Raw genomic sequence first — 17,012 nt, forward strand, 5'->3', positions numbered from 1 at the left:
ACACATGGCTGATTACGATTACGACGTCCTTGTCATCGGTGCCGGACCCGGCGGGTATGTTGCCGCGATCCGCGCGGCGCAGCTGGGGCTGAAGACCGCCTGTGCGGAAAGCCGGGAGACACTCGGCGGCACCTGCCTCAACGTCGGCTGCATCCCGTCCAAGGCGATGCTGCACGCCAGCGAATATTTCGACGCGGCGGCCAATGGCACGATGAGCAAGATGGGTGTCGAAGTCACGCCCAAGCTCAATCTCGACGCCATGCACGCCCAGCGCAAGGACGCTGTCGAAGGCTTGACCAAGGGCGTCGCGTTCCTGTTCAAGAAGAACAAGGTCGACTGGAAGAACGGCCATGCGAGCTTCGTCGATGCGCACACCGTCAAGGTGGGTGACGAGACGGTCACCGCGAAGAACATCGTGATCGCCACCGGGTCTTCGGTGACGCCGCTCCCCGGTGTCGAAGTCGACAATTCCAAGCACATCGTGGTCGATTCCACCGGCGCTCTGGAACTACCCGCAGTGCCAAAGAAGATGGTCGTCATCGGCGGCGGCGTGATCGGGCTGGAGCTTGGCTCGGTCTGGCGGCGTCTGGGCGCCGAAGTCACCTGCGTCGAATTCCTCGACCAGATCCTGCCCGGCATGGACGGCGACATTCGCAAGGAAGCGAACAAGATCTTCAAGAAGCAGGGGATCGAATTCAAGCTGTCGACCAAGGTCACCGGCTGCACCGTCAAGGGCAAGAAGGCCACACTGACGCTGGAACCGGCGGCGGGTGGCGATGCCGAAACGCTGGAGGCCGATTGCGTGCTGGTGTCCATCGGTCGCAGGCCCAACACCGACAAGCTCGGCCTCGACGCCATTGGCCTCGAAACCAACCAGCGCGGCCAGATCGAAACCGATCACGACTTCCGCACCAAGGTGGATGGCGTCTGGGCCATTGGCGACGTGATCCCCGGCCCGATGCTGGCCCACAAGGCCGAGGATGAAGGCATTGCCGTGGCAGAGAACATCGCCGGGCAGACCGGCATCGTGAACCACGATGTCATCCCCAGCGTCGTCTACACCTGGCCAGAAATCGCCGGTGTCGGCCTGACCGAGGAACAAGCGAAGGAAAAGGGCGAGATCAAGGTCGGCAAGTTCCCGATGATGGCCAACAGCCGCGCCAAGACCAATCACGAGCCCGACGGCTTCGTGAAGATCATCTCCGACGCCAAGACCGACCGCGTGCTGGGCACGTGGATCATCGCGGTCCCCGCAGGCACGATGATCGCCGAAGCCGCACTGGCAATGGAATTCGGCGCCACCAGCGAAGACATCGCCTACACCTGCCACGCCCACCCGACGCATTCGGAAGCGATCAAGGAAGCAGCGATGGCAGTGACCGGCAAGCCGATCCACATCTGATCCGATGCCCGGCACCGTCGCTATAGTCGGTGCCGGGCAGATCGGGATTGCTGCTGCACGCGCATTCGTCGATGCTGGGTGGCAGGTGTTCGTTCACGCCCGTAGTCAGCCTGTTTGGACGGTAGATCAGGCGTATTTCCATTCCTATCGACTCGGCAGCGATCCAGTGCCCGTCGCCGATGTAATTGTCGACACGATCGCTTTCGATGCCGAGGACATCGCACGCTACGACCCAGACCGCGTTGGCCGGTTGATTACCGTTTCCTCGGCCAGCGTTTACTGCGACGAGAAGGGACGCACGCTCGATGAAGCCGCCGGGAACGGCTTTCCCGAATTTGCTGCGCCCAGACTCGAAACCGATCCCACCGTCGCTGCCGGGCCTGCGACCTACTCCACCCGCAAGATCGCGATGGAGCAAGCCGCCAAGGAGAATTTCGGCGAGCGTGCGACCATCCTGCGCCCCTGCGCGATCCACGGCCCTTGGTCGCGCCACCCGCGCGAATGGTGGTTCGTCAAGCGTTTCATGGATGATCGCCATCGCATCCCGCTGGTGCATCCCCGCGCCAGCCGGTTCCAGACCACATCGGTCGATCTGATCGGTCGATTTGCCGCCAGCGCTGCCGACCGAGATCTGAGCGGAATATTCAATCTTGCCGATCGCGACGCACCGGATGTTGGCGAAATCGGTCGAACGCTCGCCGCTCGTTGCGGCGCGACAGTTGAACTCGTCGAACTTGAGCACTTGCAAGGCGCTGTCGGACGAACACCATGGTCGGTGACCCGTCCCTTTGTCATTGCTGGCGACAAGGCAGTCACCGCAGGCAAAATCGAAGCGCAAACATACGCCGAAAGCATAGCTCCGGCAGTTGATTGGCTATTCGAGACCGATCGATACGCTTGGCAAGCGACCTTTCCCCAGCTGGCCCGCTATCCGTGGGATATGTTCGACTATGCCGCCGAGGATGCTCTTTTCCAAACCCTGTGACACGGTATGTTGTGTCAGCATGGGAAATCCGATCGCACAACGCAAACTCGTGACCATCTACGCCTCGGCAGCACTTGCCGTGCCGGTTCTTTCCGGCCTCGCTTATCTCTGGCATTTCAACGCGCCATCGACATATCTGGCGGTCAATGCAGGGGCTTTGGTCATCGGGGGGTTAGCCATTGCGCTGACACCTGCGCCACCTGCTGGAAACGCGCGACGCATTGTTTTCGCTGTCCTGCTTGCGCTGCTGTTCGTGCCGCTTTTCACCGGTCCACAGATCAATCACGTCGCGCGATGGCTGCCGCTCGGTCCGTTTGCCCTGCATGTGGGCGCACTGGTCGTTCCGTCGCTGGTGGTGCTTGCGTCCATGGAGGAGAGAGACGCCCCCTTTATCCTCGCAGTTGCCCTGTTCGCGGTCTCGCTCCAGCCGGACATGGCAACCGGGGCGGCGCTGATGCTGGCGGCGGTCGGTCTTTGTGTCGGCACGCAGGACTGGAAGCTGGTGGTCTTCGCCATTGTCGCCTTCGTCACCAGCCTCGTGATGGCGGTGCATGGGGAATTGCCCGCACAACCCTTCGTCGAGCACGTTTTGACGTCGCTTGTCATGGAAAGCCCGTTCGCCGCGCTGGGGCTGTTCGCCGCCCAGCTGGCGTGCTTCCTGATCATCCTCTATGCGCTACCAGCAGCCGAGCAAGGCCGCCGCGCGCTTGCCGGATCGTTTTTCGGCTTCGCAGTTGCGGCTGTATTCTCGAATTATCCCAGCGTTCTGATAGGTTACGGCGCCGCCCCGATCCTTGGCTATGGACTTGCGCTAGGCCTGCTGGCGGGAACGGCACCACGCACAGCAATTCGCGTTTGATCGCTCCCGATTGGCTGCTTAAAGCAGCAGCAAAGGAGAGTGGCGCGTGGCTTATCCCAAATTGACTGAGGAGCCGGGCGCGATTGCGCTGGCTGCGCAAATTTCCGCGAGGCAATTGTCGCCACTCGAGGCGGTCGATGCCGCGATTGAGCGGATCGAGTCGCTCGACGGACCAATCAACGCCGTTGTCGTGCGCGATTTCGACCGGGCGCGCGATGCAGCAAAGGCGCTGGGCGATGATCCCGATCCCGAGAGGCCGCTGTTTGGCGTGCCAATGACGGTCAAGGAAAGCTTCGACGTTGCCGGGCTACCCACCACTTTCGGGCATGAGCGGTTCAAGGACAATATCGCCCGGCATGACAGCGTGGTCGTGCAGCGCCTGAAGGATGCGGGCGCGATTATCCTGGGCAAGACGAACGTCCCGCCGGACCTTGCCGACCTGCAGAGCACGAACCCGCTCTATGGCCAGACCAACAACCCGCACAATCACGATCGGGTTGCGGGCGGATCTTCGGGCGGCAGCGCGGCAGCGGTCGCCAGCGGCATGGTGCCGTGCGAATACGGCAGCGACATCGGCTCCTCGATCCGCAACCCTGCGCATTTCAACGGCATATTTGGCCACAAGACCACATTCGGCCTCGTCAGCCGCAGGGGGCACACGCACCCCATGGCCGCCGGCCGCGATATGCACGATGGCCCGCTTTCGGTCGTCGGTCCTCTGGCGCGCGACCCGCAGGATTTGGCCCTTCTGCTCGAAGTCACCGCCGAACTGCCAATCAAGCGCAAGCCCAAGCCACCTACCGAATTGCGCTTTCTCGTGCTGCTCGATCACCCGGCCAGCGAAGTCGATGATGGCGTGCGCGCGCCGATCGAGGCAGCCGCTACCGAATTGACGAAAGCCGGAGCTACGGTCGCGCACACCAGCGACCTGCTTCCGGATCTTGCGGCGATGCACGCAGATTATATCAAGCTGCTCAATGTGGCTATGGCGCGCGGACGCCCGGCACCCGGTGGCAAGGAGTTGTCGCTGTGGGATTATTACCAGCTGCTCGACCGGCAGGCGCGCGCCGAATACGCTTTCGCAGCACTGTTCGAGGAATTCGATTTCATCCTCGCTCCGCCATTGCCATTTGTCGCCTTCGCACATGATCCGACGCCGATTGCAGAGCGCCGCATCACCATCAATGGCGCGGACCATGCTTTCGGTGATAGCCTTGCCTGGGCTGGCCTCGCGACCTTTCCCAACCTGCCTTCCACCGTCGTCCCGGTTGGCTCTGCCGATGGGCTACCCAGCGGGATGCAGGTGATCGGGCCAAAGTGGGCCGACTATAATTGTATCGCAGCCGCTGCGACCATCAACGGCATGCTCCATGGCGAGTGACGGGCGTCTGATGGGGAATTTCGTGCGCTGGCATATCTGGCTCGGCTGGCTGGCCGGCATACCCCTGCTGCTGTGGACGGTGTCCGGTCTGGTGATGGTCGCCAAACCGATCGAGGAGGTGCGCGGGACCGATCTCAGACTGGAGGCGCCCGAAGCGGCCCTGCCCGCCGGTGCCAACATCGCCATCAAGCTGCCCGAAGCGGGTGAGAAGCCGGTCACCGCCGTGTCGACTTCGATGGAGAGCGGACGCGTCATTACCCGTCTCACCCACGCCGACGGTAGCGTGGTGCGTTTCGATGAGCAGGGCCGCAAATTGGGGCCGTTCACCAATGTCGAGGCACGGCAACTCGTTGCGCGGCAGATCAAGGGCGGTGATCGTATCGCCTCAGTCAAGGGGTTCGACGCTGCCGACGTGCCACTGGACTTTCGCAAGCCGGTCGATGTGTGGCAGGTGGTGCTGCATGACGGAACACATGTCTATGTCGGGCAGGACAGCGGGCGGATCGAAGCGGTTCGCACGCGCTGGTGGCGGGTGTATGATTTCTTCTGGGGGCTGCATATCATGGACCTCCAGACCCGTGAAGACGCGCATAACCCGATCATCATCGCCTTTGCCGGACTGGCCATTGTCTTTGCAGGGATTGGTTGTGTACTCCTGTTCCGCCGTCGCAAGGCACACCCCAAAATACCGTAGCTGACCAATGAATTCCGAAGTTCTTACTCCCGTACTCGACTGGCTCGATCTGGCCGGTGTGGCGGTGTTCGCACTGTCGGGCGCGCTGGTTGCTGCGCGCGAGCGGCAGACGATCGTCACCATGGCGTTCTTCGCGCTGCTGACCGGCGTCGGCGGCGGCACCTTGCGCGACATGCTGATCGGTGCACCCGTGTTCTGGATCCACGACCCTTGGGTTGCCGCCATCTGCCTCGGCGTCGCCTTTGCAGCATGGTTCACGCCGATGAAATGGTGGCAAGCGCGGCTGATCGACTTTGCCGACGGACTGGGTCTCACCGCTTATGCCGTGCTCGGCGCGTCCAAGGCGATGAGCTATGGCGTACCGCCAATCCCGGCAATCCTGATGGGTGTCATCACCGGCTGTGCCGGCGGCATCTTCCGTGACGTGGTTGCCGGTCGCCCGTCGATCATCATGCGGCCCGAACTCTACGTCACGGCCGCCGCGCTTTCCGCCACGCTTGGCGTTCTGGGGGAGGTAATCGGCCTGCCACGCGAAATAGTGTGGATCGGTGCTACCTCAGCAGGGTTTTTCCTGCGTGCGGCGGCGATCCGCTGGCGCTGGTCGCTCCCCGCCTTCAGCGGCTGACCGACTGGCTCAGATAGTCGTGATCGACGAAGGTGAGGCTTGCATCCGACCGGGATCGAGATCGCCATCGTCGGAACCGTCGCCCTGCCTTGTGGCACTATCGGTGGTAGCAGCCTCGTCCTGCGCCTGATCCTGTGGCAGGTCGCCCGGATACTCGGGCCTTGTATCGACACCCTGCCCCGACGCAGCGTCGCCGGTGCCGACATCAGGATAGGCAGGTGCGGCCTCGTGCTCCGTTCCGTTGAGACGGCTGTCGCGATATGCGCGCTGCGCCTCGCTCATGCCCTGATCCTGCGCAGGAGGCGCGACATACCCTTGCCGGTCCGCAGCACCATCATAGGCGACCCGCTCGATCCGCCCGTCGCGCGCGACATCGCACGCAAAGGACGGCCCGTCGATCAACCGGCCGCGCACGGTGAAGCCAAAGTCACGCGGATCGACCGTCAGACCGCCATCGACGCGGGCGCCATGCTCGATCGCGTTAATGCAGACGCGCGCAGCCGCACCGGCATAATCGGCACGCTGGTTGGTATTGGGCGCGGTATATGGCGCTGCGTATGGAGCCGCATAGGGCGCAGCGTAATAGGGCGGCGGTGGCGGCGGGGCACGATACTCCGCACGACGCGAATCGCGCGTGGCCGCGCTGGCGACGGCAGCGATCCCCCCGATCAGCAGCGCACCGGCGAGCAATCCGCCCACGTCGGTCCCGCCACGATGGCGCCAATGGCGGTGGCCTCTCCACCTGCGATGATTCTGAGCGGTCTCGACGACCGGTTGCCAGGCGTGCTCCGACGCCATCACACTGCGGCTGCTCGTCACCGGAATCTCGGCGGCAGTGGCAGGCATTGCGGTCAGCGAAAGCGCGGCCAGAACGGCAGGCGCGGCATAAAAGCGGTTAAACTGGATCATAAGTCACAAGTCCCCAATTCCGTCCGCCCCACCAAACGGACTCGCAACGGCACGGAAATAGGCGGTCCAGGCTAAATAAAGCCTGAACCGCCCGTGGTGGTCACTGTATCAGTGAGAGGCCATCAAAGACCGCGGATGCCGTGATAGTCGATATTCGCAACCCGACCGCGATCGGTGTAGCAGGTGAAGCTGCCCGTATCGGCGCGGTTGTAATAGCCGCGATTGTCGTAGCCGTTGCCGTAGTAACCGCGGTCATAATAGCCCTGGCGGCCATAATAACCGTTGTTGCCACCGACCTCGATCCGGCCCTTCACCTTCCAGCCGCCACGCGTATCGTCGACGTCGCGGATCTGGGTGACATTGGCATAGCGATAGCCATAACGCTGGGCGTTGATCCTCACGGCGTTGACGCATTGCGCCACTGCATCCCGCGGGTTTCCGTTGTAATAGCCATAGCGGCCATCGCGATAATAGCGCGCGTCGTAGCGGTCGCGGTTGTTGCCTGCCGAAGCGGCAATCGCGGCGATCCCGCCAAGGATTGCGACACCGGCAATCACTTCGCCGGCGCTGATGCCGTCGCGATCGCGGTGGTAGTAATCTCGTGCCGAGGCAGGTGCCGCAGCAGTCATAGCCATCGCACCAGCCGCGATGGTTCCGGCGAGAGCTTTGGTAATGGTATTCATGGGCTTCGTCCTCAGTTGCCCGGGGTGGGATTACCCCGGCTTGAGTTCTTTTCTACCCGAGTCGCACTGAGGACGCGCTGAATTGTCCTGACAGCCATTGTTCAGCTAAATTGCTACTTTTATGAATATCACGGTTTGGGTGGAGGAACCTCCAGCCCGGTGTTGTAGGCGAGGAAGCCGAGTATATCCGCTCCTTCCTGAATGATCTTGTCGGTTGGCTTGCCGCTGCCGTGGCCCGCACGAGTTTCTATCCTGATGAGATGCGGCGCGCCGTTCGGATCGAGGTGCTGGAGCCTTGCGGTGTATTTGAAGCTGTGACCCGGCACCACGCGATCGTCGGTATCGGCAGTGGTTACGATCACCGGCGGGTAATCCACCCCGGCCTCAAGATTGTGATAGGGCGAATAGGCGCGCAGCACCTTCCAGTCGGCTTCCTTTTCGGGATAGCCGTAATCATCGACCCAATAGCGTCCGGCGGTGAACTTGTCGAAGCGCAGCATGTCCATCACGCCGACCGCCGCATTGGCCGCATCGAACAGATAGGGATGCTGGTTGAGGCTGGCCCCGATCAGCAGCCCGCCGTTGGAGCCGCCCTGGATCGCCAGTCCATGCGGCGTGGTATAGCCCTCGCCCTTGAGATACTCGCCCGCCGCGGCGAAATCGTCGAACACGTTCTGCTTGTTGGCGAGACGTCCGCCATCGTGCCACGCCTTGCCGTATTCGCCCCCGCCGCGGATATTGGCGAGCGCATAGGTGCCGCCCGCCTCCAGCCACGCCATGCGCGTGGCGGAAAAGCCGGGAGTGAGCGAAATGTCGAACCCGCCATAGGCATATAGCAGCGTCGGCGCGGGGCCGGTCTGACCCTTCTTGCGCACAATGAACATCGGCACCTTGGTCCCGTCGCGGCTCGAATAGAAGACCTGCTTGGTCTCGAATTGTGCCGGATCGAAAGTCAGCTTGGGCTTGGCGAAGACGCTCTGCGCGCCGGTATCGACATTGAGGCGATAGATCGTGCCGGGCTCGGTAAAGCTGGTGAAGGAATAGAACGTCTCCGGATCGCCCGGCTTGCCGCCGAAGCCGCCCGCCGTGCCCAGCGTGCCGAGGTCGATGTCCTTCAGCTCCTTGCCCGCCAGCGTATAGACCGCAGCCCGCGTGGTCGCATCCTTGAGATAGGTCAGGATCATCCGGTCGCCGACGATCGAAGCCCCTTCGATCGGCTGGTCGGTCTGCGCGACCACGGTGGTCCATTCCGGCGTTGCAGAGGCAAGGTCGAGCTTGACCACCTGGTAGCGCGGCGCATCCTTGTTGGTCACGAACCAAGCGGTGTTGCCCACCGTATCGACGAGCGACCAGCTGTTGTCGAACCCGTCGACCAGCGGCTTTGCCTGCCAACCCTTGGCGGGCGAACCCTTGGTCAGATCGATCACATGCACCTGATAGCGCGCGTCGGTGCCGACCGAGGAGAAGATGAACCCCCAGTGCTCATCGCTCGAGACGGTCATGTAATGGCCCCAGTCCTTGTGGTCCGGGGTGGCATAGACTTTTACGTCCTCGCTCTGCGGGGTGCCCAGCTTGTGAAAATAGACCGCCTGATTGTAGGCCAGCGAGTGATAATCCTCACCCTGCGGCACCTCGGGGAAGCGCGAATAGAAGAAGCCTTCATCGCCCAGCCATTCGATCCCCCCGCCATATTTGATCCATTTGAGATCGTCGGTCAGCTTCTTGCCCGTGGCAACATCGAGCACACGCACGCTGTGCCAGTCGGTGCCACCGTCCTGGATCTCATAGGCGACGAACTTGCCCTGCTTGGACGGAGTATAACCCGCGAGCGCGGTCGCCCCATCCTTGGCCCATGTGTTCGGGTCCAGCAGCATCCGGCCCTTGCCGTCGATCCCGTCGCGCACGAACAATTGCGCCTGGTTCGCGAGCCCCGGATTGTAGGTGTAGAAATAGCGGTTGCCCCGTTTGCGCGGGATGCCGAAGCGCTGGTAATCCATCAGCTTGCCAATCTCGCTCTTGAACCAGGCGCGGCCCGGCAGCTTGTCGAGATAGGCGTTGGTCACCGCATTCTGCGCCTCGACCCAGCTTTCCACGTCCTTGTCGGTACGCACCGATTGTTCGAGCCAGCGATAGGGATCGGGCACTTTCTGGCCGAATTCGGTATCGACAACATCGTCGCGGCGGGTTTCGGGGTAGGTCACGTGTTGGGCATGTTCCTGTGTGGTGGCAGCGGGGTTGGCAGATGTCTGCGCGCTGGCCTGCATGGGAGCGGCGAGCGCGAGCAGGCTGGCGGCGGCAAGTAGCGTTTTCATGTGAATCTCGACCCTCTCCACTGGTTGTTGGAGCAAGTCATACCGACGCGCGGTGCCCAGTCAAACCGCCTGTTGCGCCCTCCCCGCACTTGTTTGCACCGCGATAGCAAAAGGGCCGGAAGGTTTCCCTCCCGGCCCCGCTTGTCTGCTTGTCGCGTTGGCGATCAGGCGGCTTCGAGTTCGTCCTCGTCGTCGCTCATCACCGGGCCCGAATCCTGGCCCTTGGCATCGACGTCGCGGTCGACGAATTCGATAACCGCCATCTGCGCCGCGTCGCTGCCGCGATAGCCGGCCTTGATGACGCGGGTGTAACCGCCTTCACGGTCGGCATAACGCTCGGCCAGAACGTCGAACAGCTTCTTGAGCTGGGTTTCGTCCTGGAGGCGGCTCATCGCAAGGCGACGGTTCGAAAGCCCGCCACGCTTCGCCAGCGTGATCAGCTTTTCGATATAGGGCCGCATTTCCTTGGCCTTGGGCAGCGTGGTCATGATCTGCTCGTGCTTGATCAGCGCGGCGGCCATGTTGCGGAACATCGCATTGCGGTGCCCGGTCTTGCGCTGCAGCTTGCGGCCTTTGATTCCGTGACGCATTTCATATTCTCCGTTCGTAAGGGGCCCGTATCAGGTAGCCCGGTCCGGGCGGCAGTTGGGGTCGCCGCCCATCACCCTGTTGCGTGGATTAACCCAGCAGCTCCTGTTCGAGCTTCTTGGCCATTTCCTCGATGTTCTCAGGCGGCCAGCCGGGGATGTCCATGCCGAGGCGCAGACCCATCGACGAGAGCACTTCCTTGATCTCGTTAAGGCTCTTGCGGCCGAAGTTCGGCGTGCGGAGCATCTCGGCCTCGGTCTTCTGGACCAGGTCGCCGATGTAGATGATGTTGTCGTTCTTGAGGCAGTTGGCGCTGCGCACCGACAGCTCCAGCTCGTCGACCTTCTTGAGCAGGTAACGGTTGAGCTGGTTGGTATCGCTTTCCTGCGGCTCGGCGGCCTGGCCGATCATCGCGCTCTGCGGCTGCGGAATGCCTTCCTCGAAGTGGACGAACAGCGTCAGCTGGTCCTGCAGGATGCGCGCGGCATAGGCCACTGCGTCCTCGGGGCTGACAGTGCCATCAGTTTCGACCGTCAGGCTGAGCTTGTCGTAGTCGAGTTCCTGCCCGACGCGGGCGTTCTCGACCTTGTAGCTCACCTGGCGAACCGGCGAATACAGGCTGTCGACCGGGATCAGGCCGATCGGCGCATCGACCGGACGGTTCATCACGGCGGGGACATAGCCCTTGCCCACATTCGCGGTCAGCTCCATGTTGAGCGTCGCGCCTTCGTCGAGATGGCAGATCACGAGATCCTTGTTCATCACCTCGATGTCGCCCGAAACGGCGATGTCGCCGGCCTTCACGGCACCCGGGCCGGTGGCCGAAAGCTGCAGTCGCTTGAGGCCTTCGCCTTCCATCTTGAGCGCGATCTGCTTCACGTTCAGGACGATGTCGGTGACATCCTCGCGCACGCCGGCGAGCGAGGAGAATTCATGCAGCACGTTCTCGATCTTGATCGAGGTAATCGCGGCGCCCTGGAGGCTGGAGAGCAGCACGCGGCGCAGCGCGTTGCCGAGTGTAAGACCGAAGCCGCGCTCGAGCGGTTCCGCGACGAAGGTCGTCTTGCGGCCCTTGGTCTGGTCCTTGATGTCGAGCGTGTTGGGTTTCTTGAGTTCCTGCCAGTTCTTGGTGTTGACGGACATGGATTTCCCCTTGGGATCTGAATGCAGGCAGGACCGGATCGCTTTTTGGAAAAGCGCCCGGTCCGTGGGAAGATCGGCGGACCGCTAACGGCCCGCCGGGCAGGTACGGATCAGACGCGGCGACGTTTTGACGGTCTCACGCCGTTGTGCGGGATCGGTGTTACGTCCCGGATCGAAGTAATAGTGAAGCCGACGGCCTGGAGGGCGCGCAGTGCGCTCTCACGGCCCGAACCGGGGCCCTTGACCTCGACCTCGAGCGTGCGGACGCCGTGTTCGGCGGCCTTCTTGCCCGCGTCATCGGCGGCGACCTGGGCGGCATAGGGAGTCGACTTGCGGCTGCCCTTGAAGCCCATCATCCCGGCGCTGGACCAGCTGATCGCATTGCCCTGCGCATCGGTGATGGTGATCATGGTGTTGTTGAAGCTGGCGTTCACATGGGCGACGCCGCTGGTGATGTTCTTGCGTTCGCGGCGACGAAGGCGATTGGGTTCGCGTGCCATCTCGTATCAGTCCTTGTTCTCGAAAGAAGGTAAAAGCTGCGCAGACTAGCGCTGCTTACTTCTTCTTGCCGGCGATCGGCTTGGCCTTGCCCTTGCGGGTACGGGCGTTGGTGTGGGTGCGCTGACCGCGAACGGGCAGGCCCGCACGGTGACGCAGGCCGCGATAGGACCGAAGGTCCATCAGCCGCTTGATGTTCATCGCGGTGTTGCGACGAAGATCACCCTCGACGGTATAGTCCGCATCGATCGTCTCGCGGATGCGCAGCACTTCCTCGTCGGTGAGGTCCTGCACGCGGCGTGACTGGTCGATGCCAAGCTTGTCGGCGATCTCGACGGCGGTCTTGCGACCGATACCGTGAATGTAGGTGAGCGCGATAATCACGCGCTTGTTGGTGGGGATATTTACCCCGGCAATACGAGCCACTTACTTCTCCATGCTCCACAGGGTCCGGCCGAACGGCGCTTCGCCCTATCTCATCGCGGTTACCACCGACGGGCACAGCGGGCTTGCTGACACAAAAAGCCCGGATGGCTGGCAAAAAGGCTGCCGCCTGCCGGACTGACCCCGAATACCTGTCGAATGAAGGGCGCGCTTACGGCGATTCGACCGCAAGGTCAACCGCTAACCACACGCAAACCATCGCGACCGCCGATATGGGCGGTGCGAACCGTGATGCAAGGTTTTTTACACCAGCCCCCAAGGTTGTCAAAGCTCTGGCTGGCGCAAGGTTCAAAAATTCGCAGGGAAAGCCCCTCCATCCATCAGCAGGTTCTGACCAGTGATGAAGCCCGCGTGGGTGCTGGCGAGGAAGGCACAGGCCGCGCCGAACTCGTCGGGATGCCCGAAGCGCTTGGCCGGTTGCGCTGCCTCGCGCTCCCGGCGAACCTGATCTGTATCCTTGCCGGTGCGCTCCGCCGTGGTCACGATGATGGAGGCCTGGCGATCTGTATCGAAATTGCCGGGCAAGAGGTTGTTGATCGTGACATTGTCACCAGCCACCTTGCGCGCCACCCCTGCGAGAAATGCGGTCAGCCCGGCCCGCGCGCCAGAGGACAGGTCGAGGCCGGCAATCCCGGTCAGCACGCTGGCGGAGGTGATGTTGACGATCCGCCCGAAACCGCGCTCGGTCATGCCATCTATGACCAGTTGCACCAGCGCAATCGGCGTCACCATGTTGGCATCGAGCCCGGCGTGGATATCCTCGCCCGACAGGTCGCGGAAGTCGGCGAGCGGCGGGCCGCCCGCGTTGTTGACGAGGATATCGACCGGCTTCACCGCGACAAGCGCCTCGCGCACGGCGGCATCGCGCACATCGCCAGAAATCGCGGTAACGTCCACGCCATAGCGATCGCGCAGCACGGCAGCGGTCCGTTCGAGCACCTCGTGGTCGCGTCCGTTGATCACCACCGAACAGCCTGCCCCGGCCAGTGCTTCGGCGCAGGCACGGCCCAGTCCGCGACTCGATGCACAAACCACCGCTTGGCGGCCTGAAATTCCCAGATCCATGGATTGGCTCCCTATGTCCTTCCCTGTCGAAAGGCGTGAGGCGGCTTAGTCGTTCCCGTCGCCATCTGTCTCGGACGACTCCTTGTCTTCACGCGTTTCTGTCAGCGCACCCAGCTTCTGCTGCAAGCGATGCAATTGCTCGCTCATCACCCCGTCGACCGCAGGGGCGATCTCGTCGATGGTGTAGCGCATGGGACCGCCGACATTATATTCCCACATGATCCGCGTGCCGCCGTCGACGGGCTTGAGCGTGATGGTCAGAACGCCGGTCGCAGGCTCACCCTGCAACGGCCCCAGCCCGCCGCGCATCCGCAGCACATGAAGCGGGAAGGCCTGCACCACCATCGCGTGCATGGCGCTGCCCTCCAGCGCGAAGGCACCGGGCTGATCCTTGCCGGGAATGCGCTCGCAAAAGCAACCGCCCGCCTGTGGGGTCAGCGTCATATTGGCTGCATCGCCCGACCAGCTATGCTCCGGATTCCACCACTGGCCCGGCTTGATCAGCATCAGCCATGTTTCCATCGGCGTGGCCGCGACGCTCGCAGTGTCGCGGGTCACGAAGCCATCTGCGGTGGTCTTGACCACCTCGCCATGCGCAGCGCCTGTCAGACCGGCTCCGGCAAGAACCGCCCCCAGCCAGATCGCCCTGAAGTTCATCGCTATCCCCCTGCCCTGCCTGTTCACAGACTAGGCAGAAGGCGTTTGGATGGGAAGCTTTGCCCGTCGCTCAGGTAAGGACGGCGTCGATCGCCTCGGTCACTTCCTCGATGCTGGCCATCCCGTCGATCCGGTTCACGATCCCGCGCTCGTCATAAAGCGGCAGGATCGGCGCGGTATCTTCGCGATAGATCTTCATCCGGTTGCGCACCGTTTCCTCGTTATCGTCGGGACGGCGCTTGAACTCGGTCGAACCGCAAACGTCGCAAACCCCATCGACCTTCGGTTTCTGGAAACGGTCGTGATAGCCCGCACCGCATTTGGCGCAGGTGTAGCGACCGGTGATGCGCTCCACGAGGGCTTCGACATCGACTTCCAGCTCAATCACATGGTCGAGCTTGCGGCCATGTTTGGCGAGGATTTCATCAAGCGACCTGGCCTGCGCGACGGTCCGTGGATAGCCGTCGAAGATCGCACCAGTCCCGCTACCCATAGCGGTCAGTTCGGCATCGATCAGTTCGGAGACGACTTCATCGGGAACAAGGTCGCCGCGATCCATGATCGCCTTGGCCTTCTGCCCCACCGGCGTGCCCGCCTTCACCGCGGCGCGCAGCATGTCGCCGGTCGAAAGCTGGCGCATGTCATGCTCAGCTTCGAGCCGGTGCGCCTGTGTCCCTTTTCCCGCTCCCGGCGGGCCGAGTAGAATAATATCCATGATCCTGCTCCCCCGCTTGGTCGCGTTTAGCGAAGACGCCCCTTGAGCTTCGCCTTCTTGATCAGATCGCCATATTGATGGGCCAGCAGATGGGACTGGATCTGGCTGATCGTGTCAACCGTCACGTTCACCACAATCAGCAGGCTTGTGCCGCCAAGGTAGAGCGGGACGCCGGTTTGCTTGATCACATACTCAGGCAGCACGCAGACGATCGTCAGATAGATCGCACCGACCACGGTGATGCGGGTGAGGACGTAATCGAGATATTCCTCGGTCCGCTTGCCCGGACGGATGCCGGGAATGAACCCGCCGTTCTTCTTCAGGTTCTCAGCCGTTTCCTCAGGGTTGAAGACGACGGCGGTGTAGAAGAAGCAGAAGAACACGATCCCGATGGCGTAAAGCAGCAGATAGAACGGCTCGCCATGCTGGAGATACTGGTTCAGCGTCACGATGATCCGGCCGCTGAGCTTGGTGGTGTCCACCGAATTGCCGGCGAACTGGGTGATCGTGAGCGGCAGCAGCAACAGCGAGCTGGCGAAGATCGGCGGGATCACGCCCGCGGTGTTGATCTTGAGCGGCAGGTGGCTGCGATCCGCCTGCATCATGCCCTTGGCCGTCGCTCGCTTGGGATACTGTATCAGCAGGCGCCGCTGGGCGCGCTCCATGAAGCTGATGAACAGGATCAGCACCACGATCATCACGAAAAAGCCGACGATCACGCCGGGGCCGATGGCGCCGGTCCGTCCGCCGTCGAACAGGTTCGAGGCGAACTGGGGGAAACGCGAAACGATACCCGCCATAATGATGAGCGACACGCCGTTACCGATACCGCGGCTGGTGATCTGCTCACCCAGCCACAGCAGGAACATCGTCCCGCCGATCAGGCTGATGACCGCGCCCACGCGGAACATGATGCCAGGTTCGACGACCGCCTGAAGACCATTGGCCGCACCGAAGCTTTCCAGCCCCTGCGCCACGAAATAGCCCTGCACCGCGCACAGGAACACCGTGCCATAGCGCGTGTACTGGTTGAGCTTCTGGCGCCCTACAGAGCCTTCCTTCTTCAACGCTTCGAGCGCGGGATGGAGCGCACTGGCGAGCTGAACCACGATCGAGGCGGTAATGTAGGGCATGACGCCGAGCGCGATGAGGCTCATGCGTTCGAGGCTGCCGCCGGTGAACATGTTGAACATGTCGAGCACCCCGCCGCGCGTCTGGTCTGCCAGGCGCGAGAGCACCAGCGGATTGACGCCGGGCAGCGGCACGAAGCTCAGGAACCGGAACACGATCAGAGCGCCGATCGTAAACCAGATCCGCTGCTTGAGTTCGGTTGCCTTCGAAAAATTGGCGAGCGTCAAATTGCTCGCAAGGGAATCGGCGCGTGTTGCCATTGTCAGTCAATCGATCCTGATACGGTGCCAGGCCCTCCCGGCTCGGCCGGATAGATAGGGTGCGGGGTCCGTAATGTCGAACCCCGCTTTCCCTTTTTCCTTACTTGGCCTTGGCTGCCTTGTTCTTGGCCGTGCGTTCGGCCTTCTTTTCGTGCTCGGGCTGAGCCTTGGCGATCACCTCGACCTTGCCGCCAGCCTTCTCGACCGCAGCGACCGCGCCCTTGCTGGCGCCGGCAACCTTGAAGGTCAGCTTGGCGGTCAGTTCGCCCTTGCCGAGCAGGCGCACGCCGTCCTTGCCGCCACGGGCAAGACCGGCGGCCTTCAGCGCGTCGTGGTCGATCGTGCCCTTCGTATCGAGCTTCTTGGCATCGACCATCTTCTGGATCATGCCCAGGTTCACCTCGGCATAATCCTTGGCGAAGATGTTGTTGAAGCCACGCTTCGGCAAACGCATGTGAAGGGGCATCTGGCCGCCTTCGAAGCCATTGATGGCGACGCCCGAACGCGCCTTGGCACCCTTCTGGCCGCGGCCCGAAGTTTTGCCCTTGCCCGACCCGATGCCCCGGCCCACACGCATCCGACCCTTGCGGGCACCGTCGTTGTCGCGAATTTCATTCAGTTTCATAGCACTCGGTTTCCCTTTGGTTCGCGCTGTTGCAGA

18 protein-coding genes are annotated in these 17,012 nt (G+C 62.4%); 6 read left to right on the plus strand and 12 right to left on the minus strand.

Features of this window, described 5'->3' with window-relative positions:
• Positions 1-4: 4 nt before the first annotated feature.
• From lpdA to GRI58_RS01070, 6 genes are read left to right on the plus strand one after another with little or no spacing between them, the layout of a single operon-like run.
• The gene (lpdA, locus tag GRI58_RS01045; RefSeq protein WP_160751697.1) at positions 5-1,402 is read left to right on the plus strand and encodes a dihydrolipoyl dehydrogenase; all 1,398 of its coding nucleotides are present in this window, start codon (positions 5-7) and stop codon (positions 1,400-1,402) included.
• Positions 1,403-1,406: 4 nt separating this feature from the next.
• The gene (locus tag GRI58_RS01050) at positions 1,407-2,387 is read left to right on the plus strand and encodes a Rossmann-fold NAD(P)-binding domain-containing protein (RefSeq protein ID WP_202386723.1); all 981 of its coding nucleotides are present in this window, start codon (positions 1,407-1,409) and stop codon (positions 2,385-2,387) included.
• 19 nt (positions 2,388-2,406) lie between these two features.
• Positions 2,407-3,246 carry a hypothetical protein gene (locus GRI58_RS01055; RefSeq protein ID WP_160751698.1) on the plus strand — a complete coding sequence of 280 codons (840 nt, stop codon included), beginning with the start codon at positions 2,407-2,409 and terminating at the stop codon, positions 3,244-3,246.
• A gap of 46 nt (positions 3,247-3,292) precedes the next feature.
• Positions 3,293-4,627 (plus strand): amidase family protein, encoded by a 1,335-nt coding sequence (locus tag GRI58_RS01060; RefSeq protein ID WP_160751699.1) that lies wholly within the window; start codon positions 3,293-3,295, stop codon positions 4,625-4,627.
• On the plus strand, positions 4,617-5,321 hold the full coding sequence (locus tag GRI58_RS01065) for a PepSY domain-containing protein (protein WP_160751700.1): 705 nt from the start codon (positions 4,617-4,619) through the stop codon (positions 5,319-5,321). Before GRI58_RS01060 ends, GRI58_RS01065 begins: the two co-directional genes overlap by 11 nt.
• A 7-nt stretch (positions 5,322-5,328) precedes the next feature.
• On the plus strand, positions 5,329-5,946 hold the full coding sequence (locus tag GRI58_RS01070; RefSeq protein ID WP_160751701.1) for a trimeric intracellular cation channel family protein: 618 nt from the start codon (positions 5,329-5,331) through the stop codon (positions 5,944-5,946).
• A gap of 9 nt (positions 5,947-5,955) precedes the next feature.
• Here GRI58_RS01070 and GRI58_RS01075 read toward each other — a convergent pair whose 3' ends face one another.
• The 12 genes from GRI58_RS01075 to rplO form a co-directional block, all read right to left on the minus strand.
• Entirely contained in the window at positions 5,956-6,855 is a 900-nt protein-coding gene (locus GRI58_RS01075) for a hypothetical protein (protein ID WP_160751702.1), read from the minus strand.
• A gap of 122 nt (positions 6,856-6,977) precedes the next feature.
• A complete protein-coding gene (locus tag GRI58_RS01080) occupies positions 6,978-7,538 on the minus strand; it encodes a hypothetical protein (protein ID WP_160751703.1) in 561 nt (186 codons plus the stop codon).
• Positions 7,539-7,666: 128 nt separating this feature from the next.
• Positions 7,667-9,850 carry a prolyl oligopeptidase family serine peptidase gene (locus GRI58_RS01085; RefSeq protein WP_237451999.1) on the minus strand — a complete coding sequence of 728 codons (2,184 nt, stop codon included), beginning with the start codon at positions 9,848-9,850 and terminating at the stop codon, positions 7,667-7,669.
• A 164-nt stretch (positions 9,851-10,014) separates the two neighbouring features.
• A complete protein-coding gene (rplQ, locus tag GRI58_RS01090; protein ID WP_160751704.1) occupies positions 10,015-10,440 on the minus strand; it encodes a 50S ribosomal protein L17 in 426 nt (141 codons plus the stop codon).
• 88 nt (positions 10,441-10,528) lie between these two features.
• On the minus strand, positions 10,529-11,581 hold the full coding sequence (locus GRI58_RS01095; RefSeq protein WP_160751705.1) for a DNA-directed RNA polymerase subunit alpha: 1,053 nt from the start codon (positions 11,579-11,581) through the stop codon (positions 10,529-10,531).
• Positions 11,582-11,691: 110 nt separating this feature from the next.
• Complete coding sequence (rpsK, locus tag GRI58_RS01100) at positions 11,692-12,081, minus strand: 30S ribosomal protein S11 (RefSeq protein WP_160751706.1); 390 nt, start codon at positions 12,079-12,081, stop codon at positions 11,692-11,694.
• A 55-nt stretch (positions 12,082-12,136) separates the two neighbouring features.
• Complete coding sequence (gene rpsM, locus GRI58_RS01105; protein WP_160751707.1) at positions 12,137-12,505, minus strand: 30S ribosomal protein S13; 369 nt, start codon at positions 12,503-12,505, stop codon at positions 12,137-12,139.
• Positions 12,506-12,811: 306 nt separating this feature from the next.
• A complete protein-coding gene (locus GRI58_RS01110; protein ID WP_160751708.1) occupies positions 12,812-13,588 on the minus strand; it encodes an SDR family oxidoreductase in 777 nt (258 codons plus the stop codon).
• 45 nt (positions 13,589-13,633) lie between these two features.
• The gene (locus GRI58_RS01115; RefSeq protein ID WP_160751709.1) at positions 13,634-14,245 is read right to left on the minus strand and encodes an SRPBCC family protein; all 612 of its coding nucleotides are present in this window, start codon (positions 14,243-14,245) and stop codon (positions 13,634-13,636) included.
• Between the two features lie 70 nt (positions 14,246-14,315).
• Positions 14,316-14,960 (minus strand): adenylate kinase, encoded by a 645-nt coding sequence (locus GRI58_RS01120; protein ID WP_160751710.1) that lies wholly within the window; start codon positions 14,958-14,960, stop codon positions 14,316-14,318.
• A gap of 26 nt (positions 14,961-14,986) precedes the next feature.
• A complete protein-coding gene (gene secY / locus GRI58_RS01125) occupies positions 14,987-16,351 on the minus strand; it encodes a preprotein translocase subunit SecY (RefSeq protein ID WP_160751711.1) in 1,365 nt (454 codons plus the stop codon).
• Between the two features lie 100 nt (positions 16,352-16,451).
• A complete protein-coding gene (gene rplO, locus GRI58_RS01130; RefSeq protein ID WP_160751712.1) occupies positions 16,452-16,976 on the minus strand; it encodes a 50S ribosomal protein L15 in 525 nt (174 codons plus the stop codon).
• Between the last annotated feature and the right edge of the window lie 36 nt (positions 16,977-17,012).

Source organism: Qipengyuania algicida, assembly GCF_009828025.1.
Taxonomy (GTDB): domain Bacteria; phylum Pseudomonadota; class Alphaproteobacteria; order Sphingomonadales; family Sphingomonadaceae; genus Qipengyuania; species Qipengyuania algicida.

Bases quoted from the DNA above. Each gene is read 5' to 3' on its own strand.
- lpdA (WP_160751697.1), top strand. From the start codon at position 5: ATGGCTGATTACGATTACGACGTCCTTGTCATCGGTGCCGGACCCGGC.
- GRI58_RS01050 (WP_202386723.1), top strand. From the start codon at position 1,407: ATGCCCGGCACCGTCGCTATAGTCGGTGCCGGGCAGATCGGGATTGCT.
- GRI58_RS01055 (WP_160751698.1), top strand. From the start codon at position 2,407: ATGGGAAATCCGATCGCACAACGCAAACTCGTGACCATCTACGCCTCG.
- GRI58_RS01065 (WP_160751700.1), top strand. From the start codon at position 4,617: ATGGCGAGTGACGGGCGTCTGATGGGGAATTTCGTGCGCTGGCATATC.
- GRI58_RS01070 (WP_160751701.1), top strand. From the start codon at position 5,329: ATGAATTCCGAAGTTCTTACTCCCGTACTCGACTGGCTCGATCTGGCC.
- GRI58_RS01075 (WP_160751702.1), bottom strand. From the start codon at position 6,855: ATGATCCAGTTTAACCGCTTTTATGCCGCGCCTGCCGTTCTGGCCGCG.
- GRI58_RS01080 (WP_160751703.1), bottom strand. From the start codon at position 7,538: ATGAATACCATTACCAAAGCTCTCGCCGGAACCATCGCGGCTGGTGCG.
- GRI58_RS01085 (WP_237451999.1), bottom strand. From the start codon at position 9,850: ATGAAAACGCTACTTGCCGCCGCCAGCCTGCTCGCGCTCGCCGCTCCC.
- rplQ (WP_160751704.1), bottom strand. From the start codon at position 10,440: ATGCGTCACGGAATCAAAGGCCGCAAGCTGCAGCGCAAGACCGGGCAC.
- GRI58_RS01095 (WP_160751705.1), bottom strand. From the start codon at position 11,581: ATGTCCGTCAACACCAAGAACTGGCAGGAACTCAAGAAACCCAACACG.
- rpsK (WP_160751706.1), bottom strand. From the start codon at position 12,081: ATGGCACGCGAACCCAATCGCCTTCGTCGCCGCGAACGCAAGAACATC.
- GRI58_RS01110 (WP_160751708.1), bottom strand. From the start codon at position 13,588: ATGGATCTGGGAATTTCAGGCCGCCAAGCGGTGGTTTGTGCATCGAGT.
- GRI58_RS01115 (WP_160751709.1), bottom strand. From the start codon at position 14,245: ATGAACTTCAGGGCGATCTGGCTGGGGGCGGTTCTTGCCGGAGCCGGT.
- GRI58_RS01120 (WP_160751710.1), bottom strand. From the start codon at position 14,960: ATGGATATTATTCTACTCGGCCCGCCGGGAGCGGGAAAAGGGACACAG.
- secY (WP_160751711.1), bottom strand. From the start codon at position 16,351: ATGGCAACACGCGCCGATTCCCTTGCGAGCAATTTGACGCTCGCCAAT.
- rplO (WP_160751712.1), bottom strand. From the start codon at position 16,976: ATGAAACTGAATGAAATTCGCGACAACGACGGTGCCCGCAAGGGTCGG.